The organism is Nocardia sp. NPDC059764, from assembly GCF_042732555.1.
Taxonomy (GTDB): domain Bacteria; phylum Actinomycetota; class Actinomycetes; order Mycobacteriales; family Mycobacteriaceae; genus Nocardia.
This window is the reverse complement of sequence record NZ_JBHWHH010000030.1, coordinates 13,852-30,564: the sequence shown is the minus strand read 5'-3', so window position 1 is coordinate 30,564 and position 16,713 is coordinate 13,852. Positions and strand designations below refer to the sequence as shown.

Annotated in this window: 14 protein-coding genes, 1 tRNA gene and 1 pseudogene; 12 read left to right on the top strand and 4 right to left on the bottom strand. The window is 68.7% G+C overall.

The window, feature by feature from the left end:
• Window positions 1–39 precede the first annotated feature (39 nt).
• Window positions 40–1,533, bottom strand: a complete 1,494-nt coding sequence (locus ACFV4K_RS09200) for a hypothetical protein (RefSeq protein ID WP_379273384.1) — start codon at window positions 1,531–1,533, stop codon at window positions 40–42.
• 244 nt (window positions 1,534–1,777) lie between these two features.
• Between ACFV4K_RS09200 and cofG the strand changes: the two are divergent.
• The 7 genes and pseudogenes from cofG to ACFV4K_RS09165 all read left to right on the top strand — a co-directional run.
• Window positions 1,778–3,106 (top strand): annotated as a pseudogene (gene cofG, locus ACFV4K_RS09195) (7,8-didemethyl-8-hydroxy-5-deazariboflavin synthase CofG); the annotation flags it as partial.
• Between the two features lie 130 nt (window positions 3,107–3,236).
• Window positions 3,237–3,560: a ferredoxin gene (gene fdxA / locus ACFV4K_RS09190; protein ID WP_040812194.1), complete on the top strand. Its 324-nt coding sequence runs from the start codon at window positions 3,237–3,239 to the stop codon at window positions 3,558–3,560.
• 9 nt (window positions 3,561–3,569) lie between these two features.
• Window positions 3,570–4,676, top strand: a complete 1,107-nt coding sequence (gene dapC, locus ACFV4K_RS09185; protein ID WP_379273382.1) for a succinyldiaminopimelate transaminase — start codon at window positions 3,570–3,572, stop codon at window positions 4,674–4,676.
• Between the two features lie 70 nt (window positions 4,677–4,746).
• Window positions 4,747–4,820: transfer RNA gene (locus ACFV4K_RS09180), tRNA-Asp, on the top strand.
• Between the two features lie 352 nt (window positions 4,821–5,172).
• Window positions 5,173–6,660, top strand: a complete 1,488-nt coding sequence (locus tag ACFV4K_RS09175) for a GMC oxidoreductase (RefSeq protein ID WP_379273380.1) — start codon at window positions 5,173–5,175, stop codon at window positions 6,658–6,660.
• A 230-nt stretch (window positions 6,661–6,890) separates the two neighbouring features.
• Complete coding sequence (gene pruA / locus ACFV4K_RS09170; RefSeq protein ID WP_379273378.1) at window positions 6,891–8,525, top strand: L-glutamate gamma-semialdehyde dehydrogenase; 1,635 nt, start codon at window positions 6,891–6,893, stop codon at window positions 8,523–8,525.
• Window positions 8,525–9,484 carry a proline dehydrogenase family protein gene (locus ACFV4K_RS09165; protein ID WP_379273377.1) on the top strand — a complete coding sequence of 320 codons (960 nt, stop codon included), beginning with the start codon at window positions 8,525–8,527 and terminating at the stop codon, window positions 9,482–9,484. Before pruA ends, ACFV4K_RS09165 begins: the two co-directional genes overlap by 1 nt.
• A gap of 20 nt (window positions 9,485–9,504) precedes the next feature.
• Here ACFV4K_RS09165 and ACFV4K_RS09160 read toward each other — a convergent pair whose 3' ends face one another.
• Window positions 9,505–10,368 carry an oxygenase MpaB family protein gene (locus tag ACFV4K_RS09160; RefSeq protein WP_379273375.1) on the bottom strand — a complete coding sequence of 288 codons (864 nt, stop codon included), beginning with the start codon at window positions 10,366–10,368 and terminating at the stop codon, window positions 9,505–9,507.
• A 146-nt stretch (window positions 10,369–10,514) separates the two neighbouring features.
• On the opposite strand from ACFV4K_RS09160, the gene ACFV4K_RS09155 reads away from it, so the two are divergent.
• Window positions 10,515–11,147 (top strand): TetR/AcrR family transcriptional regulator, encoded by a 633-nt coding sequence (locus ACFV4K_RS09155; RefSeq protein ID WP_379273374.1) that lies wholly within the window; start codon window positions 10,515–10,517, stop codon window positions 11,145–11,147.
• Between the two features lie 13 nt (window positions 11,148–11,160).
• Here ACFV4K_RS09155 and ACFV4K_RS09150 read toward each other — a convergent pair whose 3' ends face one another.
• On the bottom strand, window positions 11,161–12,015 hold the full coding sequence (locus tag ACFV4K_RS09150) for an oxygenase MpaB family protein (RefSeq protein WP_379273372.1): 855 nt from the start codon (window positions 12,013–12,015) through the stop codon (window positions 11,161–11,163).
• Between the two features lie 147 nt (window positions 12,016–12,162).
• On the opposite strand from ACFV4K_RS09150, the gene ACFV4K_RS09145 reads away from it, so the two are divergent.
• The 3 genes from ACFV4K_RS09145 to ACFV4K_RS09135 all read left to right on the top strand — a co-directional run bounded on the left by ACFV4K_RS09145 (window position 12,163) and on the right by ACFV4K_RS09135 (window position 14,396).
• Entirely contained in the window at window positions 12,163–13,581 is a 1,419-nt protein-coding gene (locus ACFV4K_RS09145; RefSeq protein ID WP_379273370.1) for an acyl-CoA synthetase, read from the top strand.
• Between the two features lie 34 nt (window positions 13,582–13,615).
• Window positions 13,616–13,987: a PPOX class F420-dependent oxidoreductase gene (locus ACFV4K_RS09140; protein WP_379273368.1), complete on the top strand. Its 372-nt coding sequence runs from the start codon at window positions 13,616–13,618 to the stop codon at window positions 13,985–13,987.
• Window positions 13,988–14,087: 100 nt separating this feature from the next.
• Entirely contained in the window at window positions 14,088–14,396 is a 309-nt protein-coding gene (locus ACFV4K_RS09135) for a hypothetical protein (protein ID WP_379273366.1), read from the top strand.
• Window positions 14,397–14,473: 77 nt separating this feature from the next.
• On the opposite strand, the gene dapD is transcribed toward ACFV4K_RS09135, so the two are convergent.
• Window positions 14,474–15,436, bottom strand: coding sequence for a 2,3,4,5-tetrahydropyridine-2,6-dicarboxylate N-succinyltransferase (gene dapD, locus ACFV4K_RS09130; protein WP_379273364.1), 963 nt, complete (start codon window positions 15,434–15,436; stop codon window positions 14,474–14,476).
• Window positions 15,437–15,545: 109 nt separating this feature from the next.
• On the opposite strand from dapD, the gene dapE reads away from it, so the two are divergent.
• Complete coding sequence (gene dapE / locus ACFV4K_RS09125; RefSeq protein WP_379273362.1) at window positions 15,546–16,652, top strand: succinyl-diaminopimelate desuccinylase; 1,107 nt, start codon at window positions 15,546–15,548, stop codon at window positions 16,650–16,652.
• Window positions 16,653–16,713: the final 61 nt, after the last annotated feature.

Here is a 16,713-nt window from a genome sequence, read left to right as displayed (position 1 = left end):
ACGCTCGGTTCGGTCGCCTCCGCCGCCGCGGCGGACCGTCTACTTGGGTGTGACGCGGTACAGCCCGGTCGTGGTGCCCTGGTACTGGATTCGGCCGGGCGCGATCGTCCCGACCATCTCGAGAGTGTCGTTGATCGTGGTCGCCCCGACGAACTGCTCGCAGTCGACCTTGCCGGTATTGGCGTCGATCACCGCGAAGCTGTAGTTGTCGGTGACGCCCGCGCTGCCGCTGCCCAGACCCGCGCTGCCGCTGCCGAGCGCGGAACTGCCGCTGCCGAGCGCGCTGCTGCCGCTGCCGAGCAGCGAGTGCCGGGTGAAGGTGTAGATCTTGCCGTCCGCCACGGACAGGCGCGGCACCGCCGAGGACGGCACGGTGTTGGTCCACACCACGGTGCAGCCGGAGCCGGTGACGTCGATGCGGGTCATGCCGCCCGAGATCGGCGCGCTGGCGGGCTGGCTGGCGCCCGCGTTGGGCGGCAGCGCCGGGTACGGGTAGCCGTAGGTGCTGGCGACGAACACGCTGTTGCCGGATCCGATGGGGGAGTTCTCGGTGCCGTCGATGGCGGGCACCGAGCAGACGGGCGTGCCGGTGGCCGTGTTGTAGACGAGCAGGTTCTCCTTGGTGGCGGCATTGTCGGTGATGGCCAGGTATTCGGTGCCGTCGCCGGGGCCGAAGAAGGTCGGGGTGGCGCCGGTGCCCCAGCTCAGCTGGCCGGGTTTGCGGGCGGGGCCGCGGTCGTAGGCCTGCCGCCAGACGATCCGCGGGTTGCCGCCTCCGTCCACATCGAGCAGGTAGAGGGCGTGGTCGGTGGCGACGGCCATGCCCTGGGGTCCGGTGGCGATGCTGTTGGCCACGTTCTCGCCGGGCGCGAGCACGATGGAGCGCGCGCTGCCGTCGAGGTTGACGAATCCGGCGGCCGCGCCGTCGGTGGCGAACCAGACCCGGCCCTGGTAGTCGGGGGACACGGAGCTGACCGCGTCGCAGTCGCCGCCGCCGCAGTGCCCGGTGACCGCCTGTGTCACATCGGTTTTGGACGCGATGGACAGCGACCACTTGCCGTCGGCGCCGCGCTGGTGCCCGATCCGCAGCAGATTGCCGGAGCCGTCGACGGTGACCATCCGGTCCTGGTTGTCGAGGTAGGCGTAGACGCCGCCGAGCAGGCTGCCCTTGGTGAGGTCGAGCTTGGCGAGGGTGTTGCCGTTGCTCGGATCCAGCAGCAGCACCTCGGGCGCACGGTCGGTGATCTTGGTGCACAGCGCCTGCGGGAGACCGTCCGCGCCCTGCAGGATGGTCGGGCAGGCCGCGCCCTGTTCGTGGAAGTCGGCGTTCACCCCGCCGGTGCCGACGCCCGGCAGCGGGGTGGTGTCGGAGGCTTCCGAATCGCCGTGCATGGTCGCGGTGCCGACCGGTCCCAGATAGGGATTGGCCGGTGGGAGCGGCCCGAAGGCCGATGCGGTGCTGGTGGCGATGGTGAGCAGGGCGGTGGCGCCGAGGCCGGCGACGACGGCGGCACGTCGGATTTGCGCGAGCACGAAGATCTCTCCCTTTGCTGCTGGGAAGCGGTCGCTCGCGAGGCTATTTCATGGCCTCGGGAATATGAGTAGATGGAATCAACGATACGAATATTCGTATGTAACCGGTCGGCTGATTTGGTGCCGACCGGGGTAACTCGTCGGGTACGCCCAGATTCGGTTCGGCTCTCAACCGCCGGCACGGGTGGCCAACGGTGAGCGGCTCTCGGCCGCCCGCCGAAGACACGGAGAGGCGGAGGAGTGCATGATCGTGGACGTGACGGATCTACCCACCCCGAGTCTGCCCAGCGCGCCGCGGGAGCAGGTGACACCCGATGCCGAGGTCATGCGGGCCGCACTGGGACGGGCCCGGGACGGCGCGACGCTCGACCTGGACACGGCCGTCGTGCTGCTGCGGGCGCGCGGCGCGGACCTGGTCGAGCTGTGCGAGTCGGCGGCGCGGGTGCGCGACGCCGGGCTGCGGGCATCCGGGTACGCGGGCGAGACCCTGCCGATCACCTACTCGCGCAAGGTGTTCATCCCCATCACCCACCTGTGTCGCGACCGCTGCCACTACTGCACCTTCGTCACCGTGCCCGGCAAGCTGCGCGCCCAGGGCAAGGGCATGTACATGGAGCCCGAGGAGATCCTCGACGTCGCCCGCCAGGGTGCCGAACTCGGTTGCAAGGAAGCGCTTTTCACGCTCGGCGACCGTCCCGAGGACCGCTGGCCCGAGGCCCGGCAGTGGCTCGACGAACGCGGCTACGCCTCCACCCTGGACTACATCCGCGCCATGGCGATCCGGGTGCTCGAGGAGACCGGGCTGCTGCCGCACCTGAACCCCGGCGTGATGAGCCATGCGGAACTGGTGTGGCTCAAGCCGGTGTCGCCGTCCATGGGCATGATGCTGGAGACCACCTCCACCCGGCTGTTCACCGAACCCGGTCAGGCGCACTACGGTTCGCCGGACAAGGATCCGGCGGTGCGGTTGCGGGCGCTGACCGACGCCGGTCGCCTCGCGGTGCCGTTCACCACCGGCATCCTGGTGGGCATCGGCGAGACCATCGTCGAGCGGGCCGAGTCCATTCTCGCGATTCACCAGCTGCACAAGGCTTTCGGGCACGTGCAGGAGGTCATCGTGCAGAACTTCCTGGCCAAGCACGACACCGCCATGCGGCACAGCCCCGACGCCGGGATGGAGGAGTTCCGCGCCGCCATCGCGGTGACCCGCCTGGTGATGGGCCCGGGGATGCGCATCCAGGCCCCGCCGAACCTGGTGTCGCTCGAGGAGTGCCGGGCGCTGCTGGGGGCGGGCATCGACGACTGGGGCGGGGTCTCGCCGCTGACCCCCGACCACGTGAATCCGGAACGTCCGTGGCCGAACCTGGACACCCTGGCGCGGATCACCGCCGATTGCGGGTATGTACTGACCGAGCGCGTCACCGCCCACCCGGAATACGTGCTGGCGGGCGAACCCTGGATCGATCCGCGCATCGCGGGCCATGTGGCCGGGCTGGTCGACCCGGTGACCGGTCTGGCCGCCGACGTGCGGCCGAAGGGCCTGCCGTGGCAGGACTGGGACGACCTCGCACGGCCCGGACGGGGTCCCGAGGTGACCGCCCGAAGTTAGGGCAGGCTGTGCAAGAGTAATGTTGGCTGGCCGGGATAGGGTTTCGCCGGGGGGAGGTATCCCCCTCAGGTGTGGACAGACTAGGAGAGCGGCAGTGCCGTACATCATCGCTGAACCGTGCGTTGACGTGAAGGACAAGGCGTGCATCGAGGAATGCCCCGTGGACTGCATCTACGAGGGCGGACGCATGCTGTACATCCAACCCGACGAGTGCGTGGACTGTGGTGCGTGTGAGCCGGTCTGCCCGGTGGAAGCCATCTTCTACGAAGACGACACCCCGGATCAGTGGGCCGGTTACGTGAACGCCAACGTCGACTTCTTCGACGACCTGGGTTCCCCGGGCGGCGCCACCAAGGTCGGCAAGGTCGACTACGACCCGCCGTTCATCGCCGCGCTGCCGCCGATGGCGAGCGAGTAGGACCGAGATTTGACCGCGCGTGGCCGGGTCAGCGCACTGCTACCCGATTTCCCCTGGGACACCATCGCTTCCGTGAAGGCGAAGGCCGCTTCGCATCCGGACGGCATCGTCGACCTCTCGGTCGGAACCCCGGTCGATCCGGTGGATCCGCTCATCCGCGAGGCGCTTTCGTCGGTGGCGGAGGTGCCCGGGTACCCGACCACGCACGGCACGCCCGAATTGCGTGAGGCCGTCGTGGCGGCCCTGAAGCGGCGATTCGGGATCACGGGGGTGGACCCGGCGGCGGTGTTGCCGGCCATCGGCACCAAGGAGCTCATAGCCGGGCTGCCGCGGCTGCTGGGGCTGGGCGCCGAGGATCTGGTGGTCATCCCCGAGGTCGCGTACCCGACCTACGAGGTGGGCGCGCTGCTGGCCGGCACCCGGTACCTGCGCGCCGACAGCACGGTGGCGCTGGGCCCCGAGCGGCCCGCGCTGATCTTCCTGAACTCGCCGTCCAACCCGACCGGCAAGGTGCTCGGCGTCGACCATCTGCGCAAGGTGGTGCGGTTCGCCCGCGAGCGCGGCGCGATCGTGGCCTCCGACGAGTGCTACCTGGGCCTGGCCTGGGAGGGCCGCGCGGTGTCGATCCTCGATCCCGAGGTGTGCGACGGTGATCACACCGGCCTGCTGGCCATCCACTCGCTGTCCAAGACCTCGAATCTGGCCAGCTACCGCGCGGGTTTCGTGACCGGTGACCCGGAGCTGGTGGCGGAGCTGCTGGAGGTGCGCAAGCACTCCGGCATGATGCTGCCGTTCCCGATCCAGGCCGCCATGACCGCGGCCCTCGGCGATGACGCACACGAGGTCCAGCAAAAGGACCGCTACCGTGCCCGCCGGGTGGTGCTGCGAGATGCGCTGCAGCGCGCGGGATTCCGTATCGACGATTCCGAGGCGGGTCTGTACCTGTGGTCGACGCGGGACGAGCCGTGCCGCACCACCCTCGATTGGCTGGCCGCGCGCGGCATCCTGGCGGCTCCGGGCGAGTTCTACGGACCGCGCGGGAATCGGCATGTGCGCATTGCCCTCACGGCCACCGACGAGCGTATCGCGACCGCGGCTGATCGCCTGACCAGCTGATTTTCGGTTACTCGGGCCTGCGTGATACCGTCTACGACGTCGCCAGGCCGGATGGCCGAGCGATTCGTAAGGCCCTGTGGCGCAGTTGGTTAGCGCGCCGCCCTGTCACGGCGGAGGTCGCGGGTTCGAGTCCCGTCAGGGTCGCAAGTGAAGAAGCCTCCCCACCGATTTCGGTGGGGAGGCTTTTTGCTGTCACCCTCCGGATGTGTCCTCGGTTGCTCGCCGTTAGCGAGATATGTTGTCAGCGCTCGTTTTGTGAAAACTGACACACGTTCTCTCCAGAACATCTATAACAAGTTCTCATCGCAACTCGATGAGGAGTATTTCAGTGCGTGGATTGTCTTATGAAACCCCCGGCAAGAGTGTCTACGGCAGCAATGTCAGCCGACGAGGGTTCCTAGCTGCAACGGGGGTTGTTCTCGGGGCGGCCGCGCTACTAGGGAAGCTCCCAGCGGCCCGGGCCTTACCCGCCGGGTCGATCACTGACGGCGACCAGATGCCGGTTCTGGTAATTGGAACAGGTTATGGCGGCGCGGTCGCGGCCCTGCGGCTCGCGCAGGCCGGGCAGAACGTGGTCATGGTCGAGAAGGGCATGTCCTGGAGCCAGCCCGGTTCCGACGGCAAGGTCTTCTGCAACATGCTCAATCCGGACGGCCGCTCGTTCTGGCTGCGCACCGAGACCGACCAGCCCGTCAACCACTTCATGGGCGCGCCCTACAACAAGTCCATCTCCCGGTACACCGGCGTGCTGGATTCCGAGCAGTTCAGCGGGATTCGCATCTACCAGGGCCGCGGCGTCGGCGGCGGCTCGCTGGTCAATGGCGGTATGGCGGTGACGCCGCAGCAGAGCTGGTTCCCGACCATCCTGCCCTCGGTGGACCCGGGCGAGATGTACAGCACCTACTACCCGCGCGCCAATGCCGCGCTCAAGGTGAACAACATCGACCCGACCTGGTTCGACAGCGCCGACTGCTACCAGTTTGCGCGCGTTGGACGTAAGCAGGCCGAGCGGTCCGGCTTCAAGTGGAGCTTCGTTCCCAACGTCTACGACTTCAACTACATGAAGCAGGAGCAGGCCGGCACCGCGCCGCGTTCCGCGCTCAACGCCGAGGTCATCTACGGCAACAACTACGGCAAGAACTCCCTCGACAAGACCTATCTCGCGGACGCCTCGGCCACCGGCAAGGTGACCATCGTCCCGCAGCACGTGGTCACCACCGTGTCCCCGGCCAACGGCGGCGGGTTCTCGGTCGTGATGAACCAGATCGACACCAGCGGCAACACCGTGAAGTCGAAAACGGTTACGGCGCAGAAGGTCTTCTTCGCGGCCGGCAGCGTGGGCACCAGCAAACTGCTGGTGACCCAGAAGGCCACCGGCAAGCTGCCCAATCTGCCCGACTCGGTCGGCACCGGCTGGGGCAATAACGGCAATGTCATGGTGGCCCGGCAGAACCAGGCCTGGGACGCCACCGGCAGCCTGCAGTCCTGCATCCCCTGCCTGGGCATCGACAACCTGGCCGACAGCGGCGGTCCGGCCTTCGCCGAGGTCTCGCCGTTCCCGGCCGGGATCGAGACCTTCGCCAGCCTGTACCTGGCCATCACCAAGAACCCGAACCGGGCCAAGTTCACCTACAACTCGGGCAGCGGCGGCGTCGACCTGAACTGGCAGACCGCCTGGAACCAGCCCGGCATCGATGCGGCCAAGCGGATCTTCGACAAGATCAACAGCAAGGAAGGCACCATCTACCGGACCGACCTGTTCGGTACCTACAAGACCTGGGGCGACGACTTCGCGTACCACCCGCTCGGCGGCTGTGTGCTCAATGTGGCCACCGACAACTACGGCCGCCTCTCGTCCTACCCGGGCCTCTACGTCATCGACGGCTCCCTGATCCCGGGCTTCACCACCGTGAACCCCTTCGTCACGATTACTGCGTTGGCGGAACGCAACATCGAAAAGATCATCGCCGAGGACTTCCACTGAGTCGACAGGCGACACCTGATCTCGAACCGTGGGGGTACCTCACCGGGTACGGCCACAATCGGTTCGGCTCCTGCGCAGCCTCGGGTCGGGGCGGCGAGCGGCTCCCAGCCTGCCGCCGAAGATCCGGGGAGGCGGGGGAGTGGATTGCCACTGATGTAAAAATTCCGCTGTAGCGGCCGTCGGGGCGTGTTCTGTCCGGCCGGGCGGGGGCGATCGCGATAGTGTTGGATATGGACGCTGTCACGGTTGTCCCCGCTCCCGTCAATGAACCGGTGCACACCTACGCCCCCGGCAGCCGCGAACGCGAGCTGCTGGCCGGGCGGCTGGCCGAACTCTCCGCCGAAGCCGTTGAAGTGCCGCTGGTGATCGGCGGCAAACATCAGCCCGGCGCGGGTGAACGCCGCGATATCGTGATGCCGCACCGGCGCCGGCACGTACTGGGGACATACGCCAACACCACCCACGACGAAGCCCGGGCCGCCATCGCCGCGGCGACCGCGGCCGCGCCCGACTGGCGGGCCATGCCCTTCGAGGAACGGGCCGCCATCCTGCTCCGCGCCGCCGACCTGCTGGCCGGGCCCTGGCGCGAGACCATCGCCGCCGCCACCATGCTCGGACAGTCGAAATCGGTGCAACAGGCCGAGATCGACGCACCGTGCGAGCTGGTCGACTTCTGGCGGTTCAATGTGGCCTTCGCGCGGGGGATCCTGCGGGAACAGCCGCAATCCTCACCCGGCGTGTGGAATCGGATGGACTACCGGCCGCTCGAAGGGTTCGTGTACGCCATCACGCCGTTCAACTTCACCGCCATCGCCGGGAACCTGCCCACCGCGCCCGCGCTCATGGGCAATACCGTTGTCTGGAAACCGTCACCGACACAGACGCTTTCGGCCTACTACACCATGAGATTGCTGGAGGAGGCCGGGCTGCCGCCGGGGGTCGTCAATATGGTGACCGGCGACGGCGTGCAGCTGTCGGAGGTGGCGCTGGCCGATCCGCGGCTGGCGGGCATCCACTTCACCGGCTCGACCCGCACCTTCCAATACCTGTGGCAGACGGTGGGCGCGAATATCGGCCGATACCACGGTTATCCGCGTCTGGTGGGCGAGGCCGGCGGCAAGGACTTCATCCTGGCGCACCCCTCCGCCGATCCGGACGCGCTGCGCGTGGCCATGATTCGCGGCGCCTACGAGTATCAGGGCCAGAAGTGCTCGGCCGCCTCGCGCGCCTATATTCCGAAATCGGTGTGGCGGCGGATGGGCTCGGACTTCCTGGCCGAGGTGGAGGCGCTGACCTACGGGGACGTCGCCGACCTCTCGAATTTCGGTGGGGCCGTGATCGACGACCGCTCCTACGCCAAGTGCGTGGCCGCCATCGGGCGCGCGCGCGAGCAGGGTGTGTCGATTCCGGCGGGCGGCGGCTACGACGACAGCGAGGGCTGGTTCGTGCGGCCGACCGTGCTGCTCAGCGACGACCCCGGCGACGAGTCCTTCGAGACCGAGTACTTCGGTCCGATCCTGTCGGTCTACGTCTACGACGACGGCGCGCCCGACGCCTTCGAGGAGATCATGGACGTGGTGGACGGGACCTCCCCGTACGCCCTCACCGGCGCCATCTTCGCCCGCGACCGCCAGGCCGTCGAAGCCGCCACCGGCACACTGCGATTCGCGGCCGGGAACTTCTACATCAATGACAAGCCCACCGGCGCGGTGGTCGGCCAGCAGCCCTTCGGCGGCGCCCGGGCCTCGGGCACCGACGACAAGGCGGGCTCCCATCTCAACCTGTTGCGCTGGGTCGCGCCCCGCACCCTGAAGGAGACGTTCGTTCCGCCCACCGAGTACCGCTACCCCCACATGGAGGCGTGATGAATCCACTGCGCCCGGCGATCCTGGCGGCCGCCGGGTCGTCCCGCATCAAGGACGTCATCACGAAGGTGCCGGTGACCGCCGCGGTGGTGCGGCGGTTCGTCGCGGGGGAGACCCGCGCGGACATGGTGCCGGTCGCGCGGGCGCTGCTGGAGAGCGGGCGCTCGGTCAGCGTCGACTTCCTGGGCGAGTACACGACCGACCGCGCCCAGGCGGATGCCGCGGTGGCGGAATACTTCTCGCTCATCGACGATCTGGCCGAGGCGGACCGGACGGCCGCCGGGGTGCTCACCGACATCCCGCGGGTGGAGGTCTCGCTCAAGCTGTCGGCGCTGGGCCAGTCGCTGGGGCAGGACGGCCCGGCCATCGCCGCGGAGAACCTGCACAAGCTGTGTGCGAAGGCCGTCGAACGCCACGTCTGGGTGACCGTCGACGCCGAGGACCACACCACGACCGTCGACACTCTCGAAGCGGTCCGCAATGCCCGCGCCGAATTCCCGTGGCTGGCGGTAGCTTTGCAGACCTATCTGCGTCAGGCCGAGCGCAATGCCCGCGACCTGGCGGCCGACGGCACCCGAATCCGCCTGTGCAAGGGCGCCTATCAGGAACCCGACACCGTCGCCTACCAGCGCCGCGCGGAGGTGGACGCCTCCTACCTGCGCTGCCTCGAGGTGCTGCTCCGCAACGCCTGGTACCCCATGATCGCCTCGCACGACCCGGCCATGATCTCCGCCGCCCTCGCGCTGGCCGCCGAAAACCACCGCAAACCAGGCGATTTCGAGTTCCAGATGCTCTACGGCATCCGCGACGCCGAACAGCGCCGCCTGGTCGACGACGGCCACTCGCTGCGCGTCTACATTCCCTACGGCACCCAGTGGTACGGCTACCTCATGCGCCGTCTCGCCGAACGCCCGGCCAATCTCGGCTTCTTCCTGCGCGCGTTGACCGAGCGCGGCTGAGGGCCGTCCGACGGTCGGGTTCAGACCAGCGGACGGCCGAAGCGCCGGCGCAGGCGCATGTCCGCCAGGAAGAAGTTGTAGGGGAACAGCCGCAGCGCCGTGGGCATGCGGGTCCAGACCGCGGAGATCACGCGCAGGAAGCTCGTGAAGATGCGCTCGTCGCGGGCGCTCCAGGTCATGGACATCTCGTCGCGCAGGTGCTGGGGGAGCAGCGCGGTGACGATGAAGCGGTGCAGGCCGCCCAGGGCGAACTGCACCGGCCACGACACCATCTTCAGATCGGTGAGGTCGTTGAAGTACTTGCGGGTGGGCCCGTCGATGGACTTGGTCGCGAGGTTCTCGTCCCAGTAGGCGTAGAAGTCCTCGCGGGTGGCGGGCCACATCTCCGGGCGCATCTGCAGTGTGGTGCCCAGGCGGGCGCAGTACTGGTAGAAGGCTTCGGCCAGTTCGGGATCCATCGGTCCCCGCATGCGGTGGTACAGGTCGTCCACACCCCAGTACAGGCAGGCCGCCACCCACAGTTGGAGCTTGGGGTCGAAAGCGTTGTACTTGACCGGGCCGCCGGGCTTGGAGTGCACGCTGCGGTGCGCGCCGTTCACGGCCTCGCGGTAGGTGCTTCGGTCCAGATCGTTGCCGAGCAGGGCGACCGAGAGGTAGGTGAGGGTGGTGCGCAGCCGCTTGACCGGGTGCAGGGTCACCTTGCCGCTGTCCACGTCACTCTCCATGACGCCGTAGGCGACCGGCTTCAGCGACAACTGCATCACCACATTGGCCGCGCCGCCCAGGAAGGCGGCGACGCCGTCGATGTGCTCACGGATGTCCGCGGGGGTCAACGGCTGATAGGCCGGGGGAAACTCGTCGAACTTGCGCAGCGGGGCGGTCATCGTTGACTCGACTCCTCGTCGTCACTCCTCGCCGGTGAGGAGAGTGTGAGAAATTTCGCCACTCACCTTCTCACCATGGGGTGCCGGTGTCAATGTGCGAAGATTAGTGCCTCACCGTTTCTTTGCGACCGGAAAGGGCCCGGACCATGGCCAAACTGGCCAAACTGCTGCCGCTCGTCCGCGGATCCGGCCCCGAGGACCGCAATCAGGCCAAGGTCCTCGACGCCGCCCTGCTCGCCTTCCTGGACTTCGGCATCAAACGCACCAGCATGGTCGAGGTCGCCCGCCGCGGCGGACTCTCGCTGGCTACCCTCTACCGGCGCTTCGCCGGGAAGAACGATCTCATCCAGGCCGTTGGGCTACGGCAGGCCCGCCAGTTCATCGACGACGTGGACGCCGCCGTGCAGGGGCCGATCGAGGCCGACGCCAGCGCCGAGGAGCAGATCGTCGCGCTGTTCGTCGCCTTCACCGAGGGCCTGCGCAACAACCAGCTGCTGGACCGGCTGCTCGAGACCGAACCCGAGATCGTGCTGCCCTATCTGACCGTGCGGGGCGCGCCGGTGATCGAACTGGGCCGCGACTACCTGGCCGAGTTCACCGCCCGGCTCCAGGCGGAAGGCAAACTGCCGCAGTACGATCCGCTGCCGCTGGCGGAGATGACCGCCCGGGCCGCGCTCTCGCTGGCGCTCACCCCGCAGACCGTCATCCCGCTCGGCGATCCGGAGGCGCTGCGCAAGTTCGCCCGCGAGCACGTGATTCCCGGCTTCCGAATCCTCTGACCGGCAACGGGTTTCACACCAGCTTCAGGCCCAGCCGGCGGCGCAGCCGCATATCGGTGAGATAGACGTTGAGCGGGAAGGCGCGCAGCGACGTCGGCGCCACCGACTCGACCGCGCCCGCCGTCCTCAGCATGGCGGCCAGCGCCCGGTCCTGACGCGGCGTCCAGGTCATGCCCATCTCGTCCCGGAGGTGTTGCGGCAGCAGCCCGGTCACGAAGAAGCGGTGCACGCCGGCGAACGGCGGGCGCAGCGGGCGGGGCAGCATCTTCAGGTCGATGAGATCGTCGAAGTACGCCTTGATCTTCGGGTCGATGCGGGTCCTGGCGAGGTTCTCGGCCCAGTACCGGTCGAAGGCGGCGCGGTCGGCGGGCCACATCTCCGGGCGCACCTGCAAGGTGGTGCCCAGGCGGGCGGCGTGGTGGTAGAAGGCGTCGGCGTCGTAGTCGTCCATCGGGCCGTGCATGCGCTCGTAGATGTCGCGGGCGCCCCAGTACAGGCAGGCCGCCACCCAGAGCTGGAGTCTCGGGTCGAAGGCGTTGTACTTCACGGTGCTGTCCGGGCGGGAGCGGACGTACTTGTGCACGGCGTCGACCGCCTCGCGGTAGGCGGCGCGGTCCTCCTCGGTGCCCAGCAGCGCGACGGCCAGGTAGGTCAGGGTGGTGCGCAGCCGCTTGAACGGGTGGATCATGACGTTCCCGGACTCCACCGGGCTCTCGACCACGCCGTAGCCGACGGGGGGATTGGAGAGCTGCATGATCACGTTCGCGGCCGCGCCGAAGAAACCGGCCGCGCCGTCGAGGTAGCGGCGGACATCGATCTCCGGTGCGGGCGCGGCGGATTCGACGGGGTGGGGCAGCGGCCTGGTCATCGTCGACCACATCCTCGGGTGAGAAGGTTGTGCAGAAACTGTCTTACCCACTCGGGTGGTCTGTCAACCGGCGCGACGGCTTCGCAAGCGAACCGTTGCGCGCCGCGCGGCGGGTCGGCGGACCGCGACCTCGGGTAGCGTGAGCCCGTGTCGCCGCTCTTGCTGAGTTCGCTGAATCCGGCCGCCATCGCCGCCGGAGCCGATATCCCCGATGCCGTCACCATCGACGGGGAGACCCTGTCGCGCAGTGATCTGCTCGGCGCGGCCACCTCGGTCGCCGAACGCGTCGCCCAGGCCCGCCGGGTCGCGGTGCTGGCCGAGCCGACCGTCACCACCGTGCTCGCGGTGATCGGCTGCCTGATCGCCGGAGTCACCGTGGTCCCGGTCCCGCCGGACGCGGGCAGCGCGGAACTCGCCCACATCCTGCGCGACTCCGAGGCGCAGGCCTGGCTGGGCAAGGCCCCCGAAGGCTCCGAACTGCCGGTGATCCCGGTCCGCAAGCACGCCCGATCCTGGCACCGCTACGCCGAACCCGCCAGGACCGCAACGGCTTTCGTGCTCTACACCTCCGGTACCACGGGTGCGCCCAAAGGGGTGATGCTGAGCCGCGCCGCCATCGCCGCCGGGCTGGACGCCCTGATCCAGGCGTGGGGCTGGACCTCGAACGACGTTCTGGTGCACGGCCTCCCGCTGTTCCACGTGCACGGCCTGATCCTGGGCCTGCTCGGTCCGCTGCGGGCGGGCAGCCCGCTGGTCCACACCGGCAAGCCCACCCCGCGCGCCTACGCCGACGCGCACGGCACCATGTACTTCGGCGTTCCCACCGTGTGGTCGCGGATCGTCGAAGAGCCGGACGCCGCACGGGAATTGGCGAAAGCGCGCATCCTGATCTCCGGCAGCGCCCCGCTGCCCGTGCCGGTGTTCGAGCGGCTGGCCGACCTCACCGGGCACGCCCCGATCGAGCGCTACGGCATGAGCGAAACCATGATCACCCTCTCCACCCGGCCCGACGGCGAACGCCGCCCCGGCTGGGTGGGCACCCCGGTCGCCGGGGTGGAGACCCGGCTGCGCGACGAGTCCGGCGCGCCGGTGCCGCACGACGGGGAAAGCGTTGGCGGACTGCAGGTTCGGGGCCCCATGCTGTTCGACGGCTACCTGGGCAAGCCGGAGGTGACCGCCGAGAACTTCACCGCCGACGGCTGGTTCAAGACCGGTGACGTGGCCGTCATCGACGCCGAGGGCTTCCACCGCATCGTGGGCCGGGAATCCGTGGACCTGATCAAATCCGGCGGCTACCGGATCGGCGCGGGCGAGATCGAGACCTCCCTGCTGGGGCATCCCGCGGTGGCCGAGACCGCCGTCATCGGCGTCCCGGACGAGGACCTCGGACAGCGCATCGTCGCCTACGTGGTGCCGCGCGACGCCGCGGACGCCGCACTCGCCGACGAGCTCATCGCCCATGTGGCGGAGGAACTCTCGGTGCACAAGCGGCCCCGCGAGGTGCGCCTGGTGGACGCGCTGCCGCGCAATGCCATGGGCAAGGTGCAGAAGAAGCTCTTGTCTTGACCTGAAGCGCGGTCGAGGTTCTAGCGTGATCGCCATGACCGCATCCCTGTCGACCGCTCAGATCGACTACCTGAACAGTCAGCGGCTCGGACGGCTCGCCACCGTCCGGCCCGACGGCTCCCCGCAGAACAATCCGGTCGGCTACCGCTACAACGCGGCGCTCGGCACCATCGACATCGGCGGCCACCACATGGGCGCCAGCCAGAAGTTCCGCAATCTGTCGAAGGAGGACCGGATCGCCTTCGTCGTCGACGACGTGCCCTCCGTCGACCCGTGGACCGTGCGCTGCCTCGAAATCCGCGGCACCGCACAGGCTCTGCGCGATGTCGAACCGTTCTACCCCGGCCTGTCCCCGGAGATCATCCGCATCACCCCGGAGCGCGTCATCGCCTTCGGCATCGGCTGACACCGAGGTTCTGCTGCCGAGGGTTTCGGGGTCTGGCCGCCGATCGGAGCCGCCTCTAGCGTCCTGGACGTTGTTTTTCGTCATCCAGGAAGGCCGAACGATGCCCACCGCACTGCGCACCACCATGGCCGCCACCGCTGTCCTCGCCGGACTGCTGGCCCCCGCCGCCGCGGCGACCGCCGCGCCACTGCCGCTCACCCCGATGCCGCAGCCCGTCGAGCCGGTCGCCGGGACCAACACCGGATCGGTGAACACCGGGCCCACCGGCACCGGATCGTTCGATCCGTCCGCGGCCGGTTCCTCGAACCTGATCAAGGCGCTCCAGACCGGTTCGGGCCAGTGCAACAACACCGGCCCGATCCCGCCGCTCGACGGACAGCCCGCTCCGTGGTGCGCCCTCTACAAGTGAGCGTGCCCCGCCGCTGAAGCCCGAAACGACGAAAACCCCTGCGGCCCAGGCCGACAGGGGTTTTCTTCTGTTACGACTCAGTCGTTGGCGTGCAGGGCCGCGTTCAGCTCGATGCCGGTGCCCTTGCGGGGCCGCACCTCGACCGCGCCGGTCAGCGAGTTGCGGATGAACAGCAGGTTCGACTTGCCGGACAGCTCACCGGCCTTCACGATCTGGCCGTCGGGCAGCGCCACCTTGGTGCCCGCGGTGACGTAGAGGCCCGCCTCCACCACGCAGTCGTCGCCGAGCGAGATGCCCAGGCCCGAGTTCGCGCCCAGCAGGCAGCGCTCGCCCAGCGAGATGACCTGCTTGCCGCCGCCGGACAGGGTGCCCATGATGGACGCGCCGCCCCCGACATCGGAGCCGTCGCCGACCACCACACCGGCCGAGATGCGGCCCTCCACCATCGAATTGCCGAGCGTGCCGGCATTGAAGTTGACGAAGCCCTCGTGCATGACGGTGGTGCCCGAGGCCAGGTGCGCGCCCAGGCGCACGCGGTCGGCGTCGGCGATGCGGACGCCGGAGGGCAGCACGTAGTCCACCAGGCGCGGGAACTTGTCGACGCCGTACACGGTGACCTGGCCGCGGGCCCGCAGCTTCAGGCGGGTCAGCTCGAACTCCTCGGTCGAGCACGGACCGTGGTTGGTCCACACCACGTTCGCGAGCAGCCCGAAGATGCCGTCGAGATTCGCGCCGTGCGGGCGGACCAGGCGGTGCGAGAGCAGGTGCAGGCGCAGGTAGGCGTCGTGGGTGTCGATCGGCGCGGCGGCCAGGTCGGCGATGACGGTGCGGACCACCACGGTCTCGACCCGCCGGTCCTCGTCGACGCCCGCCGAGGCGGCGAACTTGGCGTACTCGGGATCGGAGGCGTCCAGCCGCACCGTGCCCACCTCGTCGGCGGAGAATTCGCCGAGCGTCGGGTACGGGTACCAGGTGTCGAGGACCGTCCCGTTGACGGTGATGGTGGCGATGCCGACTGCTGCTGCTCCCTGAGTACTCACGTCCCCACACGTTACCGGGCTGCGAATTCATACCGCATGCGGTGCCGATTTGTGCCAACGCAGCCACCGTGCGAAGAACTGCGGTTATTCCTCCTTTATGGTGGATCGAGTGACCATCGATCTGAGAGCCGACCCGATTTCACTCACCGCCGCGCTCGTGGATATTCCGAGCGTCTCTCGGAACGAGAAGGTCATCGCCGACATCGTCGAAAAGGCCCTGCGCGAACAGACCACCGGATTCGAGATCCTGCGCCACGGCAATACCGTGCTGGCGCGGACCAATCGGGGCCTGCCCAGCCGGGTGATCCTCGCGGGGCACCTCGACACCGTGCCGATCGCCGACAATGTGCCCGGCCACTTCGAGACCACCGCCGACGGCGAACGGCAGCTGTGGGGTTGCGGCACCGTCGATATGAAGTCCGGCGACGCGGTCTTCCTGCACCTGGCCGCCACCGTCGCCGACCCCGTGCACGACCTGACCCTCATCTTCTACGACTGCGAGGAGATCGCGGCCGAGTACAACGGGCTGGGCCGCATCGAACGCGAACTGCCCGAATGGCTCGAGGGCGACCTCGCGATTCTCGGTGAGCCGTCCGGCGGCTGGATCGAGGCGGGCTGCCAGGGCACCCTGCGCGTGCGGCTCACCACCGCCGGCGTGCGCGCCCACACCGCGCGAGCCTGGCTGGGGGACAACGCCATTCACCGCCTCGCCCCGATCCTGGAGCGGCTGGCCGGATATCGGGCCCGCGAGGTCGAGATCGACGGCTGCACCTACCGCGAGGGCCTGTCCGCGGTCCGCGTCGAGGGCGGTGTGGCGGGCAATGTGGTGCCCGACGTCGCCACCGTGGACGTGAACTTCCGCTTCGCCCCCGACCGCACCCTGGACCAGGCCACCGAGCACGTGCGCGAGGTGTTCGCCGGACTGGAACTGGAATTCGAGCGCACCGACGGCGCGCCCGGCGCCCTGCCCGGTCTGTCGAATCCGGCCGCCAAGGACCTCATCGAGATCGTGCACGCGCACGGCTCCGGCGGGGTGCGCGCCAAGTACGGCTGGACCGATGTCTCGCGGTTCGCCGCGCGCGGCATGCCCGCGGTGAATTTCGGTCCCGGCGACCCGAACCTGGCGCACAAGCGCGACGAGCACCTGCCCGTCGAGCAGATCACCCAGGTGGCCTCGATGCTGCGCAGCTACCTCACCGGCGAGAAAGCCCGATGAACTGTTCAGCACCACGCTGAACGGGCGACCGACAGCGGTCATGCGCTCGCTGTACGGTTGC